At 67.0% G+C, this 23,039-nt stretch carries 19 protein-coding genes and 1 pseudogene; 16 read left to right on the top strand and 4 right to left on the bottom strand.

What is annotated here, in order from left to right; translation table 11 throughout:
- Position 1: 1 nt before the first annotated feature.
- The 7 genes from ACOMG5_RS11220 (at position 2) to ACOMG5_RS11190 (ending at position 8,556) form a co-directional block, all read left to right on the top strand.
- The gene (locus ACOMG5_RS11220; RefSeq protein WP_420343889.1) at positions 2–1,315 is read left to right on the top strand and encodes a hypothetical protein; all 1,314 of its coding nucleotides are present in this window, start codon (positions 2–4) and stop codon (positions 1,313–1,315) included.
- A gap of 26 nt (positions 1,316–1,341) precedes the next feature.
- Entirely contained in the window at positions 1,342–2,820 is a 1,479-nt protein-coding gene (locus ACOMG5_RS11215) for a glutamine synthetase family protein (RefSeq protein WP_420343888.1), read from the top strand.
- A 46-nt stretch (positions 2,821–2,866) separates the two neighbouring features.
- The gene (locus tag ACOMG5_RS11210; protein ID WP_420343887.1) at positions 2,867–3,916 is read left to right on the top strand and encodes an ABC transporter substrate-binding protein; all 1,050 of its coding nucleotides are present in this window, start codon (positions 2,867–2,869) and stop codon (positions 3,914–3,916) included.
- A gap of 113 nt (positions 3,917–4,029) precedes the next feature.
- Positions 4,030–5,127 carry an ABC transporter ATP-binding protein gene (locus tag ACOMG5_RS11205; RefSeq protein WP_420343886.1) on the top strand — a complete coding sequence of 366 codons (1,098 nt, stop codon included), beginning with the start codon at positions 4,030–4,032 and terminating at the stop codon, positions 5,125–5,127.
- Positions 5,124–5,990 (top strand): ABC transporter permease, encoded by an 867-nt coding sequence (locus ACOMG5_RS11200; RefSeq protein WP_420343885.1) that lies wholly within the window; start codon positions 5,124–5,126, stop codon positions 5,988–5,990. Before ACOMG5_RS11205 ends, ACOMG5_RS11200 begins: the two co-directional genes overlap by 4 nt.
- 1 nt (position 5,991) lies before the next feature.
- On the top strand, positions 5,992–6,783 hold the full coding sequence (locus tag ACOMG5_RS11195) for an ABC transporter permease (RefSeq protein ID WP_420343884.1): 792 nt from the start codon (positions 5,992–5,994) through the stop codon (positions 6,781–6,783).
- Between the two features lie 6 nt (positions 6,784–6,789).
- Complete coding sequence (locus ACOMG5_RS11190) at positions 6,790–8,556, top strand: MOSC domain-containing protein (RefSeq protein ID WP_420343883.1); 1,767 nt, start codon at positions 6,790–6,792, stop codon at positions 8,554–8,556.
- Here ACOMG5_RS11190 and ACOMG5_RS11185 read toward each other — a convergent pair.
- Complete coding sequence (locus ACOMG5_RS11185; protein ID WP_420343882.1) at positions 8,553–9,413, bottom strand: urea carboxylase-associated family protein; 861 nt, start codon at positions 9,411–9,413, stop codon at positions 8,553–8,555. The two genes, ACOMG5_RS11190 and ACOMG5_RS11185, sit on opposite strands and share 4 nt — an antisense overlap.
- A gap of 417 nt (positions 9,414–9,830) precedes the next feature.
- On the opposite strand from ACOMG5_RS11185, the gene ACOMG5_RS11180 reads away from it, so the two are divergent.
- From ACOMG5_RS11180 to ugpC, 7 genes are all read left to right on the top strand, one after another.
- Positions 9,831–10,472 carry a BTAD domain-containing putative transcriptional regulator gene (locus tag ACOMG5_RS11180; protein ID WP_420343881.1) on the top strand — a complete coding sequence of 214 codons (642 nt, stop codon included), beginning with the start codon at positions 9,831–9,833 and terminating at the stop codon, positions 10,470–10,472.
- Positions 10,473–10,475: 3 nt separating this feature from the next.
- A complete protein-coding gene (locus ACOMG5_RS11175; protein ID WP_420343880.1) occupies positions 10,476–11,462 on the top strand; it encodes a tetratricopeptide repeat protein in 987 nt (328 codons plus the stop codon).
- Positions 11,463–11,564: 102 nt separating this feature from the next.
- Complete coding sequence (locus ACOMG5_RS11170; protein ID WP_420343879.1) at positions 11,565–12,041, top strand: cupin domain-containing protein; 477 nt, start codon at positions 11,565–11,567, stop codon at positions 12,039–12,041.
- A gap of 327 nt (positions 12,042–12,368) precedes the next feature.
- Positions 12,369–13,664 (top strand): sn-glycerol-3-phosphate ABC transporter substrate-binding protein UgpB, encoded by a 1,296-nt coding sequence (ugpB, locus tag ACOMG5_RS11165; protein ID WP_420343878.1) that lies wholly within the window; start codon positions 12,369–12,371, stop codon positions 13,662–13,664.
- A gap of 55 nt (positions 13,665–13,719) precedes the next feature.
- Complete coding sequence (gene ugpA / locus ACOMG5_RS11160) at positions 13,720–14,601, top strand: sn-glycerol-3-phosphate ABC transporter permease UgpA (protein WP_420343877.1); 882 nt, start codon at positions 13,720–13,722, stop codon at positions 14,599–14,601.
- Positions 14,594–15,439, top strand: coding sequence for a sn-glycerol-3-phosphate ABC transporter permease UgpE (ugpE, locus tag ACOMG5_RS11155; RefSeq protein WP_420343876.1), 846 nt, complete (start codon positions 14,594–14,596; stop codon positions 15,437–15,439). Before ugpA ends, ugpE begins: the two co-directional genes overlap by 8 nt.
- Complete coding sequence (ugpC, locus tag ACOMG5_RS11150; protein WP_420343875.1) at positions 15,440–16,495, top strand: sn-glycerol-3-phosphate ABC transporter ATP-binding protein UgpC; 1,056 nt, start codon at positions 15,440–15,442, stop codon at positions 16,493–16,495.
- A gap of 16 nt (positions 16,496–16,511) precedes the next feature.
- Here ugpC and ACOMG5_RS11145 read toward each other — a convergent pair whose 3' ends face one another.
- Positions 16,512–18,314: an NAD(P)-binding domain-containing protein gene (locus ACOMG5_RS11145; protein WP_420343874.1), complete on the bottom strand. Its 1,803-nt coding sequence runs from the start codon at positions 18,312–18,314 to the stop codon at positions 16,512–16,514.
- 279 nt (positions 18,315–18,593) lie between these two features.
- On the opposite strand from ACOMG5_RS11145, the gene ACOMG5_RS11140 reads away from it, so the two are divergent.
- Positions 18,594–20,396: a sigma-54-dependent Fis family transcriptional regulator gene (locus ACOMG5_RS11140; protein ID WP_420343873.1), complete on the top strand. Its 1,803-nt coding sequence runs from the start codon at positions 18,594–18,596 to the stop codon at positions 20,394–20,396.
- Here ACOMG5_RS11140 and ACOMG5_RS11135 read toward each other — a convergent pair.
- Both ACOMG5_RS11135 and ACOMG5_RS11130 read right to left on the bottom strand, forming a co-directional pair.
- Positions 20,393–21,352 carry a dihydrodipicolinate synthase family protein gene (locus tag ACOMG5_RS11135; RefSeq protein WP_420343872.1) on the bottom strand — a complete coding sequence of 320 codons (960 nt, stop codon included), beginning with the start codon at positions 21,350–21,352 and terminating at the stop codon, positions 20,393–20,395. The two genes, ACOMG5_RS11140 and ACOMG5_RS11135, sit on opposite strands and share 4 nt — an antisense overlap.
- Positions 21,353–21,421: 69 nt before the next feature.
- A complete protein-coding gene (locus ACOMG5_RS11130) occupies positions 21,422–22,123 on the bottom strand; it encodes a GntR family transcriptional regulator (RefSeq protein WP_420343871.1) in 702 nt (233 codons plus the stop codon).
- 794 nt (positions 22,124–22,917) lie between these two features.
- Here ACOMG5_RS11130 and ACOMG5_RS11125 point away from each other — a divergent pair.
- Positions 22,918–23,039, top strand: a pseudogene (locus ACOMG5_RS11125) (transposase); the annotation flags it as partial.

Genomic DNA, 23,039 nt, shown 5'->3' with positions numbered 1-23,039 from the left:
CATGCAGACCCTGATCAATGCCCTGGATGCCCATGACGCCAAGATCGTCCATGTCGGGCAGTTCGACTATGCCTCGATCTTCCGGATGCGGCGCTTCCCGCGCGAGGCCTTCCTCGACTGGGCGACGGAGCCGCGCTTTTCCAACGTGCTGCCCTATTGGGACCAGACCGACGACCTGTGGGCGGGCGAGCGCTTCTTCCCGCAGCGGGTGGCGATCGACCCGGCCTCGATCCGGCGCAACCCGTCGGAGCCGGGGGCGGTGACGCTGATCGCGGAATATGAAGGAGAGGAGGCGCCGCTGATGCCGCGCGCGGTGCTGCGCCGGCAGCTGGAGCGCGCGGCAGCGATGGGCTTCGCGGTGGAGGCGGCTTTCGAATTCGAGGCGCTGATCCTCGAGGAGACCGATGTCTCGCTGCGCGAGAAGGGCTTTGCGGGACTGCGCAGCTTCAATCCCGGGCACAAATGCTGGTCGGGGGTGACGCATTCCGTGCATGCGGATTTCTTCGCCGGGATGCAGGCGGAGGTGGAGGGGCACGATGTGCATCTCTATTCCGTGGGCACCGAGCTTGGCCCCGGCTGCTTCGAGATCACCCTCGGGCGGGCGGCCGGGCTGAAGGCCGCGGATGACGCGTCGTTCTTCCGGATGGCGGCGCGCGCCTATGCCCGCAAACAGGGCAAGACCGCGAGCTTCATGGCCTATCTTGGCGAGGGGCTTCCGGGCACCGGCGGCCATTGCACCATGAGCCTGCGCGACAAGGCCACGGGGCGGAATCTGTTTGCCGCCGATGACGGGCAGACGACCGCGCTGGCCGGGCAGTTCATCGCGGGCATGATGAAGGTGGTGCCGCAGGCCTTCGCGCTGTGCACCTCCAGCGTCAATGCCTTCCGCAGGCTGGCGCCCGGCAGCTGGGCGCCGAAGGCGCTCACCTGGGCCGAGCAGCCCCATACCGTGGCGGTGCGCTCCGCCCCCAATGCAAACGACCGCGCGCGGCTCGAATTCCGGGTGCCGCCCTCGGATACCAACGCCTATCTGACCATGGCGCTGATGCTGGGCGCGGGGCTGGACGGGATCGAGCAGAAGCTGCCGGTGCCCGCGCAATCCGCAAACGCGCATCCGGATTTCATCCCGGAGGGGGCCGAGCGCTTCCCGCGGGATCTTTCCGAGGCCGCGGACCGGCTTGCGGCATCGGCGGATGCGAAGCGGCTGTTCGGTGCGGAATTCACCGCGCATTTCGCCGCCACCTGCCACCACGAATATGCCGCGCTTGCCCGCGCGGTCAGCGCCGAAGAGCGCGCACGCTACCTCGAGGCCTGACCTCGGGGACCACAGGGAGACTGACAATGACCACCGACACCGACTACCACCGCGAGATCGAGACCCCCGGCCGCGCCGACATGGTCTCCCGCGTCCGTCAGAAGATCGACGCGCTCGGGGTCGAATACATCTACTACCAGTATATCTCCATCACCGGCCGGGTGATGGGGAAGGCAGCACCCGCGCGGCATTGGGAAACCCAGGCCCGCAAGGGCGTGCAGACCTGGATGGGCGGGGTGACGAACGTCCTGCCCGATTTCCGCGGCAACCTGATCGGCTTCGATTCCAATGCGATGGAATGCATCGCGCTGCCCGATCCGGATACCTTCGTACAGCTGCCCTGGGACAAGCGCTGCGCGCGGGTGTTCTGCACGCTGTTCTACAGCCTCGAGGACCCGAACAGCCCCGGGGCCTATTACGAATACGATACGCGGGGCAACCTGAAGCGGTTCGACCGGGAGTTCCGCGCGGCCCATGGCGGGCTGCATCTGCGCGTCGGGCTGGAGCCCGAGATGCTGTGGCTGAAGCCCGCGCCCGACAAGTTCCCGCCCTATGAAGGGGTGACCGAGGCGCTGGCCTATCACATCGGCCAGTTCGAGAGCGCGCGCGATCTGTGGATCCAGGTGTCGGATTACGGCCGGGCGATGGGGCTCGACATGATCCAGGGCGATTGCGAGGATGCGCCCGGCCAGATCGAGTTGAACTACCAGTTCGACGATGCGCTCGCCACCTGCGACCGGATGACGACCTACCGCCAGATCTGCGCCGAGGTGGCGCGGCAGCGCGGCCTGATCGCGTGCTTCATGGCCAAGCCGTTCATGGGCTATGCCGCGAACGGCTGCCACCACAACTGCTCGGTCTGGACGGGCGGGTCGCGCGAATTGCAGCAGGTGGTGCCGGGCGAATTGCCGGGGATGGAGGAGAACTGGCTTTATTCCAAGGGCGGGGTCAACGAATTCGAGAACAAGGACGGCGGCTGGCTGCCGACCGAGCTCGGCCATTGGGTGCTCGGCGGATCGCTGAAGCATATCGACGCGCTCACCTGCCTTGGCGCCTCCACCGTGAACAGCTACCGCCGGTTCAACGATTATGGCCTCTGGGCGCCGATCGGGGCGAACTGGGGCCTGCAGAACCGCTCCTGCACGATCCGGATCTCCTCGCCCGACCGGTTCGAGTTCCGTGCGGTGGACAGCATGGTGAACCCGCATCTGTTCTGCAGCGCGCTGCTGAAGGCGATGGACGACGGGATCCGCAACAAGATCGACCCGGGCGCGCCGGAATCGCGCAATGTCACCCAGGTCTGGCAATCGGGCGAGCCGGTGAAGCTCATCCCGCTGAACCTGCGCGATGCGCTCGATGCGCTGAAGCAGGACGAGGTGATCCGCTCGGCGCTGCCCGGGCGGCTCTATGAGGTCTTCGACGAATACAAGCAGGACGAATGGACCCGCTTCCTGCGCGAAGTCACGAACTGGGATGTGGAGCGCTACCTGCACTGCGTCCCGTAAGAACCAGAGCCCAGAAGGGCCGATCAACCCCAACAGGAGAGACAGAATGACCAAAGGACGTAAACTCGGCGCCGGTATCGCCCTTCTTGCGATGCTGGCCTCCACCGCGGCGCAGGCTGCGGGCGAGCTGAACCTGCTGACCTGGGAAGGCTATGCCGACCCCTCCTTCGTGACCAAATTCGAGGAGGAGAGCGGCTGCAAGGTCAACGCGACCTATGTCGGCTCGAACGACGATTTCGCGCCGAAACTGATGGCGGGGGGCGGGGTCTATGACCTGATCGCGCCCTCGATCGACACCACCAAGCTGATGATCGACATGGATTTCGTCGAGCCGGTGGACCTGTCGAAGATCCCGGCCTGGAAAGACATCTATCCGCAGTTCACCGCGCTTGATGGCATCCAGAAGGACGGCACGATCTATGGCGTCCCCTATACCTGGGGCGCGATCGTTCTGATGTACAAGACCGATGCCTTCAAGACCCCGCCGACCTCGATCGCCGATCTGTGGAACCCCGATCTGAAGGGCAAGATCGCGATCTGGGACGACAAGTCCTCGCTCTATCTCGCCGCGCGCAAGGACGGCGACATGAACATCTACAGCCTCTCGGACGAACAGCTGGCGAAGGCGCAGGCCGGGCTCCTGGCGCAAAAGCCGCTGGTGCGCAAATACTGGGCCACGGCGGGCGAGCTGATCGACCTCTATAAATCCGGTGAGGTGGTGATCTCCAATACCTGGGCGGGGAACCAGTCGGGCGCGCTGAAGCGCGAGGGCGTGGATGTGACCGAATTCGTCCCGAAGGAGGGCGCCGAGGGCTGGCTCGATGCCTGGATGGTGGTGAAGGGTACGCCGAACCAGGAATGCGCCTACAAGTTCATCAACATGCAGCTCTCCGAGCAGGGGCAATGCGGCGTGGCCAATGTGAACAACTATTCGGCGGTGAACCCGGTGGCGGCCAAGGCCTGCATGACGCCCGCGCAATACAAGGAGCTGCACCAGGACGATCCGGCGTTCCTCGACCAGCTGATGGTCTGGCAGCCGCTGGGCGACCGGTTCGAGGCCTATACCAACGCCTGGAATGCCGTGAAGGCGCAATAGCCGGCCGGGCCCCCGCGCGGGGGCCTGCATCCCGGCCCCCCCGGGGGGGGCCCATGCAATTCCCGTGCGACCCCGGGGGAGGGGGGCCGCGCGGCCAGCCACAGGGACATCAGATGGCCGCGATCATCGAACTCGAGCGGATTTCCAAGCATTACAGCCCGACCATCATCGGCGTGGACAATGTCTCGCTGACGGTCGAGGACGGGGAATTCGTCACGCTGCTGGGGCCATCGGGCTGCGGCAAATCCACGCTTCTGCGCATGATCGGCGGGTTCGAGGATCCGACGGGCGGCACCATCCGCCTTGCGGGCGAGGACGTGACCCATGCGCCGCCCTACCGCCGCGCGGTGAACATGGTGTTCCAGGATTATGCGCTGTTCCCGCATATGAGCGTCGGGCAGAACGTGGGCTACGGGCTGAAGCTGATGGGGCTCGACCGGCTGGAGATCGAGACCCGGGTCTATGACGCGCTGAAGCTCGTAGGCCTCTATGACAAGCTGAAGCTGAGGCCGCATCAGCTCTCGGGCGGGCAGCGGCAGCGGATCGCGCTCGCGCGCGCCATCGTGCGCCGGCCGAAGGTGCTGCTGCTGGACGAGCCCCTTTCGGCGCTGGATGCGAAGCTGCGCGAGCAGATGCAGATCGAGCTGAAGCAGCTGCAGGAAAAGGTGGGCATCACCTTCATCATGGTGACCCACGATCAGACCGAAGCGCTGGTGATGTCGGACCGGGTCGTCGTGATGCAGAAGGGCCGGCTGGAGCAGGAGGGCAGCCCGCAGGCGCTCTATGACCATCCGGCCTCGCCCTATGTGGCGAATTTCATCGGCACCACCAATTTCCTCCCGGGCCGCGTCGCGCAGGCAAGCGAGAGCGCCGCCGTGATCGACCTGAAAAGCGGTCAGCTCTCGGCGCTGACAGACAGGCCGTTCCGCAGCGGGGCAGAGGTCACCGTCGGGCTGCGCCCCGAGAAGCTGCGCTTCCTCGGCCCCGGTGAAACCGCGCAGAATACGCTCGAGGGCGCAATCGACGAGGTGATCTATTACGGGCTCGGGCTGCGCATCGGCGTGGCGCTGCCGGGCGGCGCCCGCGTGCATGTGGATACCATGCTGCAGGACCGCCTGTCGCGCTCGGCTGTGCCCGAGATCGGCGCGCCGGTGCGGATCGCGGTCGAGGCGCATAACGTCTTCGTTTTTGAAGGCGGGGAGGCGGCATGAGGCTCTCCCGTCAGACGCTCGCCGGGGGGCTCGTCCTCGGGATCCCGTTCCTCTGGGTGGCGCTGTTCATGCTGCTGCCCTACGGGATCATCTTCACCTATTCGTTCTGGGTAAAGAAATACCCGGCCTTCGTGCCCGCCTTCCAGTTCGGCAATTACCTGACCCTGTTCACCGATCCGCAATATCTGATGGTGCTGCTGCGCACGCTGAAGATCTCGGTGCTGGTGTCGCTGTTCTCGTTCCTGCTGGCCTATCCTTTCGCCTATTGGCTGGTCTATCGCTGCCGCTCGGCGCAGCTGCGGCTGTGGCTCTACATGGCGGTGATCGCGCCGCTGTGGGTGAGCTACCTGCTGCGCGCCTATGTCTGGAAGACGATCCTCGGCACCGAAGGGGTGCTGAATTCCTTCCTCGTCTGGGCGGGCATCACCGATGGGCCCTCCTCCCTGTTCCTCTACAATCAGGGCGCGATGGTGCTGACCCTCACCTATATCTTCATCCCGTTCATGGTGATGCCGATCTATACCGCGCTGGAGAAGATCCCGCTGAACCTCACGGAGGCCTCGGCCGATCTGGGCATGGGGCCGTGGCGCACCTTCTGGCACGTTACGCTGCCGCTGTCGGCGCCGGGGGTGGCGGCGGGGTTCACCATGACCTTCTGCCTGTCGTTTGGCGATTTTATCGCGCCCTTCCTGGTGGGCGGGCCGGATGGCAACCTGATCGCCAATGTCATCACCTCGCAGTTCGGCTCGGCGCTGAACTGGCCTCTGGGCTCTGCGCTCTCGATCGTGATGTTGATCGTGGTGCTGGGGGTGGTCTCGCTCAGCGAGCGGTTCGAGCGGCGCGCCGCCGTGGGAGGTGCCTGAGATGCGCTCCCGCTTCATGGCCGATACCGCCTTCATGACCTTCGTCGCGGCGCTGATGGCGTTTCTCTATATCCCGATCTGGGTGCTGATCGCGTACTCCTTCAACGACTCGCGCTCGCTCAGCTGGCCGCCGACCGGCTTCACGCTGGATTGGTACGCCCGCCTCGCGCAGAACGGCCCCCTTCAGGCCGCGATCCTCAACAGCTTCTATGTGGCGGCGGGGGCCACCATCCTCACGCTGCTGGTGGGGGTGCCCGCGGCGCTGGCGCTGCACCGGTTCCAGTTCCCGGGCAAGAGCCTGTTCCGGCGGCTGATCCTGCTGCCGATCACGCTTCCGGGCATCGTGACCGGCATCTCCATGCTGAACATGTTCAAGCTGGTGGGCGCGCCGCTCAGCCTCGAAACGGTGATCTTCGGCCATGCCACCGCCCTGATCGGCATCGTGGTGACGCAGGTCTATGCCCGGCTCCAGCGCGTGCCGCGCAGCTATGAGGAAGCCGCCTCCGATCTCGGCGCCACGCCCTGGCGCAGCTTCATCGACATCACCTTGCCCAATATCCGCTCGGCGATCGTGGGGGCGGGGCTGCTCTCCTTCGTGCTGAGCTTCGACGAGATCCCGGTGACCTTCTTCCTCACCGGGCGCGACAACACCCTGCCGATGTATATCTATTCCACGCTGCGGCGCGGCATCACCCCCGAAATCAACGCCGTGGGCACGATCATCGTCGTGCTGTCGCTGGTGCTGATCGTGGTTTCGGTGATCGTCAGCGGCCGTGCCGAACGCAAGGAGTGAGCCTGCATGACCCGTATTTCCGGCATTTACCGCTATCCGATCAAGGGTTTCGGCGCGCAGCGGCTGCAGGAGGTGGCGCTGAGCCCCGGCGCCGGCGTGCCGTTCGACCGCTTCCTGGGCGTGGCCCATGGCGGCATCGACATCGCGCCCGAGGGCTGGACGACCTACAACGCCTTCGTGCGGCTGGCGAAGAACCCGCGGCTGCTTGGCTTCGGCATCGCCTTCGAGGATGACAGCACCCGGATCACCCTGTCGGACCGGGCCGGGCACACCGCCACCGCGCAGCTCGACGCGCCCGAGGAGATGGCGGCGCTGAACCAACAGCTGGCGCAGTGGTTCCCCGATACGCCCGCGCCGCCGCGCCTGGCCCGGCGCCATGCGGACCTCGGCTGGTGGGATTGCGCGGATTCGCCGATTTCGCTCATCAACACCGCCTCCGCCCTGTCGCTGGAGCCGAAGGCCGGGCAGGCGGTCGATCCGATCCGCTTCCGCGGCAACCTCTATCTCGAGGATCTGCCCGCCTGGGAGGAATTCGCCTATATCGGCCACCGGCTGCGCATCGGCGCGGCCGAGCTGGAAGTGCTGCGCCCGATGGAGCGCTGCTCCGCCACCTCCGCCGATCCGGAGACGGGCCTTGCCGGGCTGAACGTGCCCGCGTTGCTCGGCCGGGCAGAGGGGCATCTGTTCTGTGGCCTCTATGCGCAGGTGGTGCGCGCAGGCCGCGTGCGCGCGGGCGACCGGGTCGAGGTTCTGGCGCCCGATCCGCGGATCTGGCAGCTCGGCGCGGTGTATGCCGAGGCGCCGCCGGTGCCGAAATGGCCGCGCCCGGCCGAGGTGATCGAGACCCGTGCCGAAAGTGTCGATGTCACCAGCCTGTGGCTGCGCGACCCGGCCGCGGGCACGCGCGGCGCCCTGCTGCCGGGCCAGCATGTGCGCGTCCATCTGGGCGGGGCCGAGGCGGTGCCGCTGTGGCGCAGCTACACCGTATCCGGTCTGCGCGACGGGCTTTTGCGGCTGAGCGTCAAGGCGCAGGGGCGGGTTTCCACGCGGCTGAGCGCCCTCGCGCCCGGCGAGGCGGTGGTGATTTCTGGCCCCTATGGCGAATTCACCCTGCCGGAGGAGGTGGACCGGCCGCTGGTTTTCATCAGCGCCGGGATCGGGATCACGCCGATGGCGGCGATGCTGGAGGCCGCGGAGGACAGGGCCGTCCATGTGCTGCACACGGCGCGGAGCGGCAGCAGGCTCGCCCTCTGGAGCGAGATCCGGGCGCAGGCGCCCGATGCCCGGCTGTTTCTCACGCAGCCCGGCGCCGACGCGCCCGCCCATGAGGCCGGGCGCATTCCCGATACGGCGCTCAGCGCGCTGCCGCTGGCGGAGGCGGTGTGCTTTCTCTGCGGCCCGGTGCCCTTCATGGAGGAGATGCGCGCGCGCCTGTTGGCCCTCGGCGCGCAGGATATCCGCCACGAAGTTTTTGCGACGCCCGCCGATACGCCCCTGGAGATGCGCCCGATCCCGGAGCCGGGCCCGTTCCGCGTGAGCTTCGGCGCGGGCGAAAGCACCTGGCAGGCCGGGGATGGAACGCTTCTGGAATTCGGCGAAGGCGCGGGGGTGAAGCTCGCCTCGAATTGCCGCTCCGGCGTTTGCGGCGCCTGCAAGGTGAAGCTGCGCAGCGGCGCGGTGGCGCATCTGCTCGATGCACCGTTCCCGCTCGCCCCGGATGATGTGCTCACCTGCTGCGCGGTCCCGCTCGGAGACGTTCGGCTGGAGGCCTAGAGCCCGTGGGTTCCGTCGTAGCCGTTGGGCTGCGGCGGGGCCCAGCCTTCGGGCACGCGCTCCGGCTGCAGAACCTCCACCACCAGCGGATGGCAGCGGGCGGCATCCGAGGAATGCTCGGCCGAGCAATCCCCGCCCGGGCAGGCCGAGAGGCAGCCCAGCAGGTCGATCTCAGCAAAGAACTCCAGATAATCGCCCGGCCGCACCGGGCTGGCCTTCATGAAATACTGGCCGGTGTCGCGGGTGAAGCCCGTGCACATGAACACGTTCAGCACATCATGCACATGGCGCGCGGCCTCCGCGGGCGGCAGGCCGGTATGGGCCGCCAGCGCGCGGGTCAAGTTCGAATGGCAGCAGTGGTGATACTGCCCGCCATGGCTCAGCAGGTTATGGGTATAGGGGTCGCAGCGGGTGCCGATCACGTCATGCACTGCGCCGCCGAAGGCATCGAAGCCATACCAGTCCAGCGTGTCATGGGTGATGGTGGCCATCGGCCGCATATAGGGGAAGGCGGAGAACATCTGATCGCCCAGCCCAAGATGGGTGCCATTGAGCGCGCGGGTCTTGCCGGAATAGAAGCGCTCCTCCAGGTTCGCGGCATTGAACAGGTTCAGATCGCCCACCTGCGGCCCCGCCTCGCAGCGGATGCGGAAGAAATGCCCGGCCGGGACCGTCCAGCAGGCAGCCTCCCGCGCGGGCACCGTGATCCGTTCGGTCACGCGCAGCCCGTCGCGCAGCGCGCGATAGGCGCTCAGATCGGGGCGGGGCAGGGTTTCGGTCGGGTAACAGATCACCGGCGCGATCGCCTTGCGCAGGGCGGCGTCTTGCGGGGCTTCGCTCAGGGGTTGGGGTTTCATCATCGGGTCCGTTGCTGGCTTCGGCGCGAGCCTGCGTCGGACGGCCAGCCCTGTCAATCTGCCCTCCGGCACGTTCTGGTGCGGCACCGACACGCGTGGTACATTCCGTCACAGATTTGAGATGGACCCATTGCCCTGACGGCCGATGCGCCGCGCGAGCCCTTTCCCGCCCCGCTGCGCCTCCTGGGCAGCCCCTGCCTGAGCGATCCTGCCTCCGGCGAAACCGCGGCGCTCAGCGGGAAGTTCGCGCTGCTGCTCGCCTGCCTCGCGCGCGCGCCGCAGCGGCGGGCGCATCTTGCGGCGCTCGTTTGGCCGGACCGCGGCGAGGAGCAGGCGCGCGGCAGCCTGCGCAATGCGCTGTCGCGGCTACGCGGGCTGGGCCTCGATCTGCGGGCGGACGGTGACACCGTCCTGCTAATGACTGAGAGCGACCTGACGCATCTGCTGCGGGCGGCGCGGGGCCCAGTGGACCCGGAGCGTGCGATTGCGCTCTCCGCGCCGCCTCTCCAGGGGATCGAGCCCGATAGCGACACCGCGGAGGACTGGCTGCGGGCTGAGCGCGCGCAGTGCCGCATATTGGCGGAGCGGGCGCTGGAGCGCGGGATCGAGGGCGCGCTGCAGCGTGATGAGCCCGCGCGAGCGCTGCCGGCGGCGCGGCGGCTGCGCGGCCTCGACCCGCTGCGCGAGCAAAGCCACCGTCTGTTGATGCAGCTGCATGCAGCACGGGGCGACCGGGCGATGGCAATGGCGCAGTACCGCTCCTGCCGCGATACGCTCCGCCGCGAGCTGGACCTTGCGCCCTCGCCCGAGACCGAGGCGCTGATGCGCAGCCTGGCGAGCCCGGAAATGCCGCCGCGCGACGATTACCGGATCTCGATCGCGGTCATGGCCTTCGCCCATGCCGAGGATGACCCCGATGCGCAATTCCTGGCCGAAGGCATCGCCGAGGACATCACCACCGAACTGAGCCGGCACCGCGATTTTCTGGTGATGGCGCGCCCCACCAGCGCGCGTTTCGCAAGCGGCGGCGCACTCGCGCGCGACCTTGGCGTGCGCTAAACGGTGGCGGGCGATCTGCGCCGCGCGGGCGACAGCATCAGCCTTGCGGCACGGCTGGTGGACGAAACCGAAGGCCGCAGCCTCTGGGCGGTGCGGCACCGGGGCAGCAGCGCGGAGTTCTTCGCGCTGTGCGAGCGGCTGGTTGCCGACCTGTGCGACCAGCTCGATGCGCAGATCCGCGAGGCCGAACGCGAACGCGCCATCGTTGCGCCACCCGGCCACCTCGGTGCATGGGGCCTGTATCACCGGGGCATGTGGCATGCCTTCCGCTTCGACGCCGCGGAGCTCGACCGGGCCGAAGCCTGCTTCGCTCAGGCCCTCGCGCTGGCGCCGGATTTCGGCCTCGCCCATGCCGGGCTCGGCTATGCCGCCATCGTCCGCGCGGTGATGCTCTGGGCTCCGGATGCGCCCGCAGTTCTGGCGCGCGGGCTCGATCATGCCCGTTCTGCGACGGCGCATGACCCGGTCTCGTCCTTCGTGAGCATGGTCCATGGGCGGCTCCTGCTGATGCATGGCGAAACCGGCGCGGCCTTCGACCTGCTGACCGCGGCACGCGACCGCCATCCCTCCTATGCGCATCTGCAGTATTGCCTCGCGCTGTCGCATCATGGTGCGGGCGAGCCGGATCTCGCGCTGCAGGCGATCGACCGGGCGATACGGCTGTCGCCCCGCGATCCGCTGATGTCCATGTTCCTCACGGTGCGGGCGGGTAGTCTCTATTTTACCGATCGCCCGGCCGAGGCCGAAGCCGCTGCGCGGGCCGCGCTCGGCATCAGCCGCACAGACGTCTGGGCGCTCACCATGCTGGCAGTGGTTCTCGCGGAAAAGGGCGAGGCCGCGCAGGCGCGGGCGCTCCTGACCGGGGCCGACGGGGCATTCCCGGATCAGGCCGGGGCCACGATGTGGCCGCTGATCCGGCGCACTGTCGCCCCGCAGGCCGCCGATCGCGTGCGCAGGGCGCTGGAAAATATCGGGCTGAGTGGCTTTTGAGCGCGATTTAACGCCTGTTTGACGCCCGGATGACGCAGCGCTCCCGCGCCCGGGCGAAACCTTTGCCATCCCGGAAGCACCGGGCTTGCAAAGGATGACCACATGAACGACCTGACCACACTGACGCGCCGCCCCTCCATCTGGTTTGGCAATGGCCGCGCCACGATCCGCCTTTCGGCCGCCGAATCCGACAGCGCGATCAGCTTCATCGAACATCACGTCCCCTATGGCGACAGCCCGCCCCTGCACATCCACCTCAACGAGGATGAGGTCTTCATGGTGCACGAAGGCACCGTGCGGATGCGCATCGCGGCGGTGGAGCTGATCCTGCGGGCGGGGGATATTGCCGTGGCACCGCGGGGCATTCCGCATAGCTTCCGGGTGGAGACCCTGTCGGGCGCCCGGTTCACCACCATCTGCCGCGGCGCCGATTTCGAGACGCTGGTGGTGCAGTCCGGCCGCCCCGCCATCGCCCCCGGCCTGCCCGAGGCTCAGCGGCCCGATGCCGGCATGCAGGCGGCCCTCGCCAGCCTCGCGGCCGCGAACGGGATCGAGATCATCGGCGCGCCGCTGGGCTGAGGGCGGCCCCCCGGGGCTATTCCACAGGCCTCCGCCGGGCGGGAGCGGCTTTGTCACATCCCTGTCGTCTGCTCATGATGATGTCCGGCCATGACCGGCGCCGGTGCCGCAATCCGCAGGCAAAACAATAGTTTTGCCGGGTTGCTGCCGTTGCGTCATCCCGCGTGGAACGGTCTCCGGCGTCTGCCGGAGGTTGACACACCCGCATTTCGGTCGAAGTCTGGGAGCGCTATCGGTCCGCGAGGGGCCGGTCGCCCGGGCGTGGCCGATGGGAGCGGTCGCGAAACCGGGGCGCGTCCCCTCTGGCCCGCAAGGGAGGAATGACAGATGAAACACACTCTGCTGTGGCTGGCGGCCTGCGCCGCACTGCCCAATATCGCGCACGCCAAAACCGACATTTCCTGGTGGCATGCGATGACCGGGGCGAATGCCGAAGTGGTGGCGAAGATCGCCGCCGATTTCAACGCGAGCCAATCGGATTACGAGCTGAAGCCGGTCTTCAAGGGCACCTATCCGGAGACCCTGAATGCGGGCATCGCCGCCTTCCGCGCGGGCCAGGCGCCCGATATCATTCAGGTGTTCGATGTGGGCACGGGCGTGATGATGGGCGCACAGGGCGCGATCAAGCCGGTGGCCGAGGTGCTGAAGGAGGGCGGCTACAGCTTCGACAAGAGCCAGTATCTGGCCGGGATCGTGGGCTATTATTCCACCCCCGAGGGGGAGATGCTGTCCTTCCCGTATAACTCCTCCTCGCCGATCCTGTATTACAACAAGGACATTTTCGCGAAGGCGGGCCTGGCCGAGGATACGCCGCTGAAGACCTGGGCCGATGTCTGGGCGGCGGCGCGCAAGATCAAGGCATCGGGGGCGGCGGGCTGCGGCTATACCTCCACCTGGCTGACCTGGATCCACACCGAAAATTTCGCCGCCTGGAACAACACGCCTTGGGCCACGCATGAGAACGGCCTCGCGGGCACGCCGGAGCTGAAGATCGACGGGCCGCTGTTCGTCAAGCATTTCGGCGAACTGGCGCAACTGGCGAAGGAGGGGGTGTTCGTCTATGGCGGGCGCACCTCGGAAGCAAAGCAGAACTTCACCTCGGGCGAATGCGCGATCTTGACCGAAAGCTCGGGCGGGCTTGGCGATGTGATCAAATCGGGGATCAATTACGGCATCGGCCAGCTGCCCTATGACGAAACCGCGCCCGGCGCGCCGCAGAACACCACCCCGGGTGGCGCGTCGCTCTGGGTGATGGCGGGGAAACCGGAGGCGACGTACAAGGGCGTTGCGGCCTTCTTCCACTATCTGTCGCAGACCGCGGTGCAGCAGTATCTGCACGAGAAATCGGGCTATCTGCCGGTGACGATGGCGGCCTATGAGGCGACGAAGGCCTCGGGCTTCTACGAGAAGAACCCGGCGCGCGAGGTGCCGATCCTGCAGATGTCGGGCAAGGCGCCGACCGAAAATTCCAAGGGGGTGCGCGCGCCAAACCTGCCGCAGCTGCGCGATATCCAGAACGAGGAATATGAAAAGATGCTCGCTGGCCAGCAGACGGCCGAACAGGCGCTGAAGAACGCGGCCGAGCGCGGCAATGCCGCGATCCGCGAGGCCACCGGCGGCTGACCCATCCCGGCGGCGCGCGGGCAGGCCCCGCGCGCCGTTCTGCATGCGAGGTTTCATGAGACGCACTGTCTTCCCGCACCGGATCCTGCCGTGGGTGCTGCTCGCGCCGCAGCTGGCGATCACGCTGATCTTCTTCTACTGGCCCGCGGCGCAGGCCTTCCGCCAATCGCTGTTCAAGGAGGATGCCTTCGGCCTGAAGACGACCTTCGTCGGCCTTGGCAATTTCCGGCGCGTGCTGTCGGATCCGAACTATCTGAATGCGCTGCAGGTGACGGCGGTGTTTTCCGTGCTGGTGGCCTTCGGCGCGCTCGCGGTCGCGCTGTTTCTCGCGGTGCAGGCGGAGAAGGTGGTCCGGGGCAGGGGGCTCTATCGCACGCTGATGATCTGGCCCTACGCGGTCGCTCCGGCCATTGCGGGGATGCTGTGGCTGTTCATGTTCAACCCGACCTTCGGCACATTGTCGGTGCCGCTGAAGGCCCTCGGGCTGGACTGGAACCCGCTGCTGAATTCGGGTCAGGCGATGGCGCTGGTGGTGGCCGCCGCCACCTGGAAGCAGATCAGCTACAATTTCCTGTTCTTCGTCGCAGGGCTGCAGGCGATCCCGCGCGCGCTGCTGGAGGCTGCGGCGATCGACGGCGCCTCGCGCCGCCATGCCTTCTGGACGATCGTGTTCCCGCTTCTCGCGCCCACGACCTTCTTCCTGCTGGTGGTGAACACCGTCTATGCGCTGTTCGACACCTTCGGCATCATCCATGCGGTGACGGGGGGCGGGCCGGGCAAAGCCACCGAAACGCTGGTCTACAAGGTCTATAACGACGGGTTCGTGAACCTGATCGTGGGCTCCTCGGCGGCGCAATCGGTGATCCTGATGGTGCTGGTCATCGCGCTGAGCGTGGTGCAGTTCCGCTTCATCGAGCGGAGGGTGCATTATGGCTGAGCCTGCGGCGCAGCGCCTCTGGGCGCATTTCTGGATGGTGCTGGGGGTAGTCGTTGTGGCCTTCCCGGTCTGGTATGTCTTCGTGGCCTCCACCCACAGCACCGGGACGATCCTGCGCCCGCCGCTGCCGCTCCTGCCGGGGCCTGAGGCGGGCGCGAATTACGGCGAAGCCTTCGCAGGCGGGGTGAGCCGGATCGGCGGCGTCAGCCTATGGCGGCTTTTGGGCAATACCACCCTCGTCGCCGTGGGCATCGCGGTGGGCAAGATCGCCATCTCCATGGCCTCGGCCTATGCCATCGTGTTCTTCCGCTTCCCGCTGCGGATGGCCTGCTTCTGGCTCATCTTCATCACGCTGATGCTTCCGGTGGAGGTGCGGATCCAGCCGACCTACAAGGTGATGGTGGATCTCGGGCTGATCGACAGCTACGCCGGGCTGATCCTGCCGCTGATCGCCTCGGCCACGGCGACATTGCTGTTTCGCCAGTTCTTCCTGACCATCCCGGACGAATTGCTGGAGGCCGCGCGGGTGGATGGCGCGGGGCCCTGGCGCTTCTTCCGCGATATCCTGTGGCCGCTGTCGCTCACCAATGTGGCGGCGATCTTCGTGATCCAGTTCATCTATGGCTGGACGCAATATCTGTGGCCGCTGCTGGTCACGAATTCCAACGAAATGAACACCATCGTCATCGCGCTGCGCAAGATGATCTCTTTCGCCGATGCCGATACGCCCTGGAACCTGGTGATGGTGACGGCGGTGCTGGCGATCGTGCCGCCGATCCTGGTGGTGGTGCTGATGCAGCGCTGGTTCGTGAAGGGCCTGGTGGAGACGGAGAAGTGAATGGCTGAGGTTGCGCTGCGGGATGTCCGCAAGAGCTATGCGGGAAATGCGGTGATCCATGGCATCAGCATGGACATTGCCGATGGCGAATTCGTGGTGATCGTGGGGCCCTCGGGCTGCGGCAAGTCCACGCTGCTGCGCATGGTGGCGGGGCTGGAGGAGATCACTGCGGGCACGGTGGAGATCGGCGGGCGGGTGGTGAACGGGCTGGAGCCGCGCGCGCGCGACATTGCCATGGTATTTCAGAACTACGCGCTCTATCCGCATATGAACGTGCGCGAGAACATGGCCTATGGGCTGAAGATCGCGAAGATGCCCGCGCCGGAGATTGCGGAGCGGGTGGCGCGGGCGGCGAAGATGCTGGAGCTGGAGCCCTATCTGGAGCGCAAGCCGCGCGCGCTTTCGGGCGGGCAGCGGCAGCGGGTGGCGATGGGGCGCGCGCTGGTGCGCGATCCGGCGGTGCTGCTGCTGGATGAGCCGCTCTCGAACCTGGATGCGAAGCTACGGGTACAGATGCGGTTGCAGATCAAGGAGATGCACCTGCGCACCGGGCAGACCTCGCTCTATGTCACCCATGATCAGGTAGAGGCGATGACGCTCGCGGACCGGCTGATCGTGATGAACCAGGGCGTGGCGGAGCAGATCGCGACGCCGGGCGAGGTGTATGAGCGCCCGGCGAGCGTGTTCGTGGCCGGGTTCATCGGCTCGCCTGCGATGAACCTCCTGCCGGTGCAGGCCGCGGGCGGGGTGGTGGAATTCCCGGGAGGGCACCGGCTGGCGCTGCCGGTGCGCGATGGGGTGCTGCGGTTCGGCATCCGCCCCGAGGACCTGCGCATCGGTGCCGCAGAAGGGGCGGAGGGGGTGCCCGTGCGGCTGCGATCGGTCGAACGTCTCGGGGCGGATGCCTTCGGCTACGGCGAAATTCTGGGGAGCACCGAGCCGATGACCCTGCGTCTGCCGGGAGGCACACCGCTGGACCGGGGCGAGGTGGTGCGGGTGCTGCCGGATCCGGCACGGATCCACCTCTTCGATCCTCAGACGGGGCGGAGGGTCTGACCTCCGCCCGCGCGGCTCACTTCAGGTGATGCGGCGCCTCCAGCCCGTAGACCGGCGTATCGAGCCCCGCGTGCCGCGCCTTCAGCTGCAGCGACAGGTAGCGCGAATAGTGCCGGGACTGGTGCAGGTTGCCGCCGTGGAACCACAGGCCCTCCTGCATAGTCGGCTTCCACATGTTGCGCTGCTCGCCCTCCCAGGGGCCCGGATCCTTGGTGGTGTCCGAGCCGAGGCCCCAGCATTTGCCCACCTTGTCGGCGACCTCCTGGCTGATGAGATCGGCGGCCCAGCCGTTCATCGAGCCATATCCGGTGGCATAGACCACCAGATCGGCCGGCAGCTCGGTGCCGTCATCCAGCACCACCGCCGTCTCGCTCAAATGGCTGATGCCCTTGCCCGATTGCAGCTTGATCGAGCCATCAATCACCAGGTCGCAGGCGCCCACATCAATGTAATAGCCCGAGCCGCGGCGCAGGTATTTCATGAACAGCCCGGAGCCGTCATCCCCGAAATCCAGCATGAAGCCCGCCTTGCGCAGCGCGGCATAGAAATCCGCATCGCGGCGCTGGATCTCCTCATATTGCGGGATGTGGAATTCATGCATGATCTTGTAGGGCACGGAGGCGAAGATCATGTCGGCCTTGTCGTGGGTGATGCCGTTCGCGACGGCCTGCTCGGAATAGAGCCCGCCGAGGCAGACCTCCATCAGGCTGTCGGATTTGACGATATGGGTGGAGCTGCGCTGCACCATCGTCACATCGGCGCCATGCTCCCAGAGTGCGGCGCAGATATCATGGGCGGAGTTGTTCGCCCCGATCACTACCACCTTCTTGCCGCGATAGGCATCGGGGCCGGGGTGCTGGCTCGAATGCTGCTGCTCGCCCTTGAACACGTCCTGCCCCGGGATCGCGGGGATGTTCGGCTTGCCCGACATGCCGGTCGCGAGCACCAGCTGCTTCGGGCGCAGCACCACGGTTTCGCCATCGCGGTCTACGGTGACGGTCCATTCCTTCTTCGCTTCGTCATAGACCGCCGATTGCGCGGTGGTCTTCGACCAGTAGTTCAGCTCCATCACCCGGGTGTACATCTCCAGCCAGTCGCCGATCTTGTCCTTCGGCGCGAAGACGGGCCAGTTGTCGGGGAAGGGGATGTAGGGGAGGTGGTCGTACCAGACGGGGTCGTGCAGGCACAGAGACTTGTAGCGCTTGCGCCACTGGTCTCCGGGGCGCTCGTGGCGGTCGATCACGATGGTCGGCACGCCGAGCTGGCGCAGCCGCGCGCCGAGCGCGATGCCGCCCTGCCCGCCGCCGATGACCAGCACATAGGGCTGGTCTTCATAGCCCAGCCGTTCGGCCTCCTCGATCCGCTTTTCCTTCCAGGTCTTGCGGTGCGGGTCGTGGCCGTGCTCGGCGCCCATCGGGCGGCGCAGGCCGCGCGGCTCCTCATGGCCCTTCAGCTCGTGCAGCGTGGTGAGCAGGGTCCAGATCTTGCCTTCCTTCATCCGGATATATCCGACGCCGCGGCCGCTGGCGGTCTCGAACTTGAGCCAGCCTTCGGTGACGCCGCCGGCCTCGGTGACGGTCTCGGACGGGTCCAGATGCAACGATTGCGGCGCGATCGCGTCCAGCTGAGCCGCCGCCATGGCGCGGATCTGATCGGGGCCTTCGCAGGTTTTCAGGTTCCAGGTGAAGGCTGCGAGGTCGCGCCAGAATCCCGTATCCAGAAACAGATCGGCGACCGCCTGCGGGTCGCGGGCCGTCAGCGCCCGTTCGAGATCGGTGACGAGCGCGGTCAGCGCGCCCTGCGGGGTCGTGTCGAGCATGGTTTCCTCCCTTGGCTCGGAGCGCGCCGCCCGGGCCTCCCAACCCGGCCAAACGCACCCGTTTTGCCCCACCAGCCTGCGGCAGGGCGCAAAATGCCCCAAGCGGGGAATTTCGGATGCAGGCATTTCAAGGGCTTGCGGGCAGGGACTGTGGCAGGGCGCGCCACACCTGCGGCATCGGGGCGCTACGACCATTGGGGGCTTGCGCCACAGGCTCAGCCGGTTAGGCTTCGAGGGCTGCGGCACCTTGGGAGGGGGGCCCGGCACAGGGAGGAGCTGGTGGAGGATCTCCAGCATATCCGTGAGATCGAGGCGGTCTCGCAGGGGGGCGGGGCATCGCGCGACCCGCTGGTGGTGCAGAGCTGGCTGCGCTGCCTCAATCAGCATGGGCTGGACCCGGCGCAGCGCTCCGAGGCCTATATCGTGCCCGAGGCCGAGCTGCGCAGCCACCGCGAACGGTCCGGCGACCTGATCGCCATCGCGCGCTCCGGCATTGAAAGCCTGTACCGGCTGGTGGCGGGGCAGAATTATGTGCTGCTGCTGGCCGATCGGTTCGGGGTGACGGTCGAGTATCTGGGCGATCAGGCGCAAAAGGATGCGCTGCGCCGCTCGGGGCTGTTTCTGGGGGCGGAGTGGTCCGAGGCGCGCGCCGGGACCTGCGCGCTCGGCGCCTGTATCGAGACCGGCGAGCCGCTGGTGATCCATCAAAGCGACCATTTCGACGTGACCCATGGCGGCCTGTCCTGCACGGCGGCGCCCATTTTCGACACGCGCGGGCAGCTGACGGCGGTGCTCGATATCTCGCTGCTGTCCTCGCCGCAGCCGCGCGAGAGCCAGGGGCTCGCGCTCAATCTCGTGCGGCAGGCGTCGCGGCGGATCGAGATGGCCAATATCATGGCCGAGAGCCGCCGCGAATGGGTGCTGCGGCTCTCGGGCAACCCGGATTTCCTCGATGTGGACCCGGAGGCGGCGGTATCGCTCGATGGATCGGGGCGGGTGATCGGCATGACCCATGGCGCGGCGCGGCTGATGGCGCGGGCCGAGGGCATCGACTGGCGCCGGGCCGATGCGCTGATCGGGCGCAAGATTGCGGATTTTCTGGATGTCCGGACGGACCGGCTCGATGACCTGACCCGGCTGCGGCCGGCGTCGGAGCGGCTGATCCGCACCCGCGACGGGCATGCGCTTTTCGCCCATGCGATCGAGCCCAGGCGCGCGGCGCCGGTGGCCCGGCGTGCGCCGCCCGGCCTGCCGCCCGCGCTGCGCGATCTGGCGGGGGAGGACCCGGCGATGACGGCGCTGCTGCAGCGCGCGGCGGGGCTCGCGGCGGGGCGGCTGCCGCTTCTGATCACCGGGGAAAGCGGCACCGGCAAGATGACGCTCGCGCGCGCCATTCATGCGGCCGGGCGCGCGGGGCCCTGCATCACTGTGCCCTGCGCGGAGCTTGCGGACGGGGATGAGGCGCTGCTCTTCGGCCGGGCGGAGGGCCGGCGCGCCGAGGCGGGGCTGATCGCGCAGGCCCATCGCGGCACGCTGATCCTCGACAAGGTGACAGAGCTGCCCGCCCGCATGCAGGGCCGGCTCCTGCGGCTATTGGGGGAGGGGGGCTGGCTGCCGGTGGGCGCGCTGCGGCCCGAAACGGCAGACGTGCGGGTGATCGCGACGGCGCAGCTGGACCCGATGGCCGCGCCCGGGTTCCGCCGCGATCTGGCGCACCGGCTGGCGGGTGCGGTTCTGGCGCTGCCGCGCCTGGCCGCGCGGCAGGACCTGCTCTGGCTGGCCGGGCGGATGATGGGGGGAAGCTTCAGCCCCGCGGCACAGGCGTGCCTCGCGCGCCACGACTGGCCGGGCAACCTGCACGAGCTCGATCATCTCGCAGCCCAGCTTCCGGCCGGAGCGGAGATCGAGCTGGAGGACCTGCCCGAAACCCTGCGCCGCGCCGGGCCCGCCGCCCCTGCCGGAGAGGCGGCGCTCCTGCGCCAGATCCTGCGCGACACCGGCGGGAACATCTCCGAGGCCGCGCGCCGGCTGGGCGTGGACCGGACCACCGTGCACCGGCGGATCCGGCGGCTCGGCCTTTAGGCGGCGTATTTCAGCGCCGGGCTGCGCTGTGTCCAATCGGCATACCAAGTGTCGAACAGCTTCAGCTGCGCTTCGATGAAGCCCTGCTGGCTCGGGGACAGGGCGTCGCTCTCGTTGAAGTGGAGGGCATATTCCGGGTTCCCCTTCAGCACCATCATATGCTTGAAGAACAGCACCAGATCCGGCCCGGCATCGACCTTCGCGAGCTCGTGCATCGCCGCATCCAGCTCCTGCGCCAGGACCCGCGCCGTGGCATCGCCCGCCGCAGCCGCCTTCGAGAGCGCGACCAGATGCAGGACCTCGCGCGGCAGCACGCAGCCGATACCGGTGATCGCGCCCGCCGCGCCGCAGTTCACATAGCCATGCACCACTGCCGTATCGACGCCGATCATCAGCGTCACCTCCTCATCGCGCGAGGTGATGTGCTCGGCGGCATAGGACAGGTCGGCATTGCCACCGAATTCCTTGAAGCCGATCAGGTTCGGATGCTCCGCGCGCAGCGCGAAGAACAGCTCGGCCCGGGTGGCGAAGCCGTAATAGGGGCTGTTGTAGATCACCGCCGGAAGGTCCGGCGCCGCGGCCAGAATGGCCTTGAAATGCGCCTTCTGCGCCGCGATCACCGAGCCGCGCGAGAGCACCCGCGGGATCACCATCAGCCCCTTGGCGCCGACCTTCTGCGCATGGGCGGCATGCGCCACCGCGATTTTCGTGTTCACCGCGCCGGTGCCGACGATCACGGGAATGCCTGCGGCGACGAGGCGCTCCACGCCCTCCATCCGCTCGGCATCGGTGAGCAGCGGCCAGTCTCCCATGGAGCCGCAATACACCACGGCCGACATCCCGAGGCCGATCAGCTCCTCGGCCTTGCGCACCAGCGCATCGAAGTCGGGCGTCCGGTCGGCCGTGCAGGGCGTCATCAGGGCAGGGATCGTTCCGGTGAAGATGGTCGAGCGCATGGGGCATCCTTTCGGGAATCGGGTCAGCTCCACCATAGGATTTGTATTTTATTTGTCGACAAGATTTCGCTAGAGCGCGATCGGCTGCCGCAGGTCCCGCGATATGAAGGCCCGGATCTGGCCCACGATCTGATCGGCATGGGCTGTGGCCAGCCGGTCCGCCGTGGCCACATCGCCGGCTTCGATGGCGGCGATCATCTCGGCATGCTCATCCACGAAACGCTGCGGCAGCCGGTCCTGATAGGAGGAATAATAGATCCGCAGGATCCGCCGGCCCTCGTCCAGCAGCCGGTTGAACAGCGCGATATAATAGGGGTTGCGCCCGGCTTCGGCGATGGCGGCATGAAACTCGCGGTTGGTCGCGATCATCGCCAAGGCGTCCTGCGCCTCCACCGCGCGGCTGAACTCCGCCTGGTGGGCGCGGATCACCGCCAGGTCTTCCGCCGTGCGGTTCTGCGCGGCGAGGCGTGTGGTCACGCGGTACATCAGCGTCAGGGCGTCGAAATAGTGGTGCAGGTTCAGGAAGTCGATCTGCGAGACGATGGTGGCGCGGTTGGGCAATGTGGTCACCAATCCTTCCGCCACCAGCCGCACCAGCGCCTCGCGCACCGGGGTGCGCGACATCGACAGGCTTTCGGCAAGCTGCACCTCGTCGATGGGCGATCCGGGCGGGCGGGCGAGGTTCAGGATCTCGTCGCGCAGCACGTCGTAGACATGCTTCACGCCCGAGCCGCGCTTGCGGTCGGGGGTGGTGGCGGATTTCTCAGACATGCGATCTCCTCTGTATCGGGGGCAGGATAGGCACGGGCGAAGCGTCCTTCAACGCCCCATTCGACGGCGGGCCAGAGATGCCGCGGAAACGGGCGTGCCTGAAGCGCGAGCGAGCATTGCTACCCCGAATGGCATCGCTGGCGCTGATCGGCTCCGGGAGAAGCCCCGCTGTTCCGCCGGAGTGGTTCCGCAGGGGCGGTTGAACCTGTTGCACGCCGGTATCTGCAATGGAGACCCGTTCTGCGGGAAAGCTCCTGTTCTATAGGGTGCGGGCAGTCTTTGAGTGTTGCACTTTGCCGCTCCGCGCGCCGAAGAGGCTCAAGGTCCCGGTCCATCGGGTTGTTTTGAGTTGGATTTGCCGCACCTCAGAGACACTCTGTGCCATGGCGCAACCTGCCCGAGGCGCGTGGCGAGCAGTCCTCCGTTTATCGCCAACTCCTGCGTTGGACATGGGCCGGGCGGCGGGAGCTGGTCATCGAAGCCATGACGAAAGCCAGATCATATTTGACCGGCTCGCCAGAGAGTCCATGTCTATTCGTTGTCCCTGTTCAGCATTTGGTTGCCTGCCGGCCGTTGGCGTTGATCCCACGGGGCGAAGGCCTCGAAGATCATGTGGGGCGGTAATAGCTGTCGTTGTCGCGCGAGGCTTCTCAGCTGAAATTACGGCCAATAAGAGGCCATAGCAGTAAAATTTCTTCCTTGAAATCAATGACTTTTTCGAATTCGGCGGCGTTTCTGTTCCATTCCGAGGGCAAATAACGCCCATCGAAACTCGCCTGTGACCTCTGAAAGGCACGTTCTATGCCTGGAAGGCGAAGTATTCCGGGATGACGGTGTCCGAGGCCAAGCGGCTGAAGGCGCTCGAGGACGAGAATGCCAAGCTGAAGAAGCTATTGGCCGAGCAGATGCTGGACAT

The organism is Paenirhodobacter sp. (assembly GCF_041916475.1).
In the GTDB taxonomy this organism is placed as follows: domain Bacteria; phylum Pseudomonadota; class Alphaproteobacteria; order Rhodobacterales; family Rhodobacteraceae; genus Rhodobacter.
This window is presented reverse-complemented; position numbering and strand designations above follow the sequence as displayed.

Coding starts and splice junctions, on each gene's coding strand:
- ACOMG5_RS11190 (WP_420343883.1), top strand. CDS start 6,790: ATGACCCGTATTTCCGGCATTTACCGCTATCCGATCAAGGGTTTCGGC.
- ACOMG5_RS11195 (WP_420343884.1), top strand. CDS start 5,992: ATGCGCTCCCGCTTCATGGCCGATACCGCCTTCATGACCTTCGTCGCG.
- ACOMG5_RS11220 (WP_420343889.1), top strand. CDS start 2: ATGCAGACCCTGATCAATGCCCTGGATGCCCATGACGCCAAGATCGTC.
- ACOMG5_RS11205 (WP_420343886.1), top strand. CDS start 4,030: ATGGCCGCGATCATCGAACTCGAGCGGATTTCCAAGCATTACAGCCCG.
- ugpC (WP_420343875.1), top strand. CDS start 15,440: ATGGCTGAGGTTGCGCTGCGGGATGTCCGCAAGAGCTATGCGGGAAAT.
- ACOMG5_RS11145 (WP_420343874.1), bottom strand. CDS start 18,314: ATGCTCGACACGACCCCGCAGGGCGCGCTGACCGCGCTCGTCACCGAT.
- ACOMG5_RS11200 (WP_420343885.1), top strand. CDS start 5,124: ATGAGGCTCTCCCGTCAGACGCTCGCCGGGGGGCTCGTCCTCGGGATC.
- ugpA (WP_420343877.1), top strand. CDS start 13,720: ATGAGACGCACTGTCTTCCCGCACCGGATCCTGCCGTGGGTGCTGCTC.
- ugpB (WP_420343878.1), top strand. CDS start 12,369: ATGAAACACACTCTGCTGTGGCTGGCGGCCTGCGCCGCACTGCCCAAT.
- ACOMG5_RS11215 (WP_420343888.1), top strand. CDS start 1,342: ATGACCACCGACACCGACTACCACCGCGAGATCGAGACCCCCGGCCGC.
- ACOMG5_RS11180 (WP_420343881.1), top strand. CDS start 9,831: ATGACTGAGAGCGACCTGACGCATCTGCTGCGGGCGGCGCGGGGCCCA.
- ugpE (WP_420343876.1), top strand. CDS start 14,594: ATGGCTGAGCCTGCGGCGCAGCGCCTCTGGGCGCATTTCTGGATGGTG.
- ACOMG5_RS11185 (WP_420343882.1), bottom strand. CDS start 9,413: ATGAAACCCCAACCCCTGAGCGAAGCCCCGCAAGACGCCGCCCTGCGC.
- ACOMG5_RS11210 (WP_420343887.1), top strand. CDS start 2,867: ATGACCAAAGGACGTAAACTCGGCGCCGGTATCGCCCTTCTTGCGATG.
- ACOMG5_RS11130 (WP_420343871.1), bottom strand. CDS start 22,123: ATGTCTGAGAAATCCGCCACCACCCCCGACCGCAAGCGCGGCTCGGGC.
- ACOMG5_RS11170 (WP_420343879.1), top strand. CDS start 11,565: ATGAACGACCTGACCACACTGACGCGCCGCCCCTCCATCTGGTTTGGC.
- ACOMG5_RS11135 (WP_420343872.1), bottom strand. CDS start 21,352: ATGCGCTCGACCATCTTCACCGGAACGATCCCTGCCCTGATGACGCCC.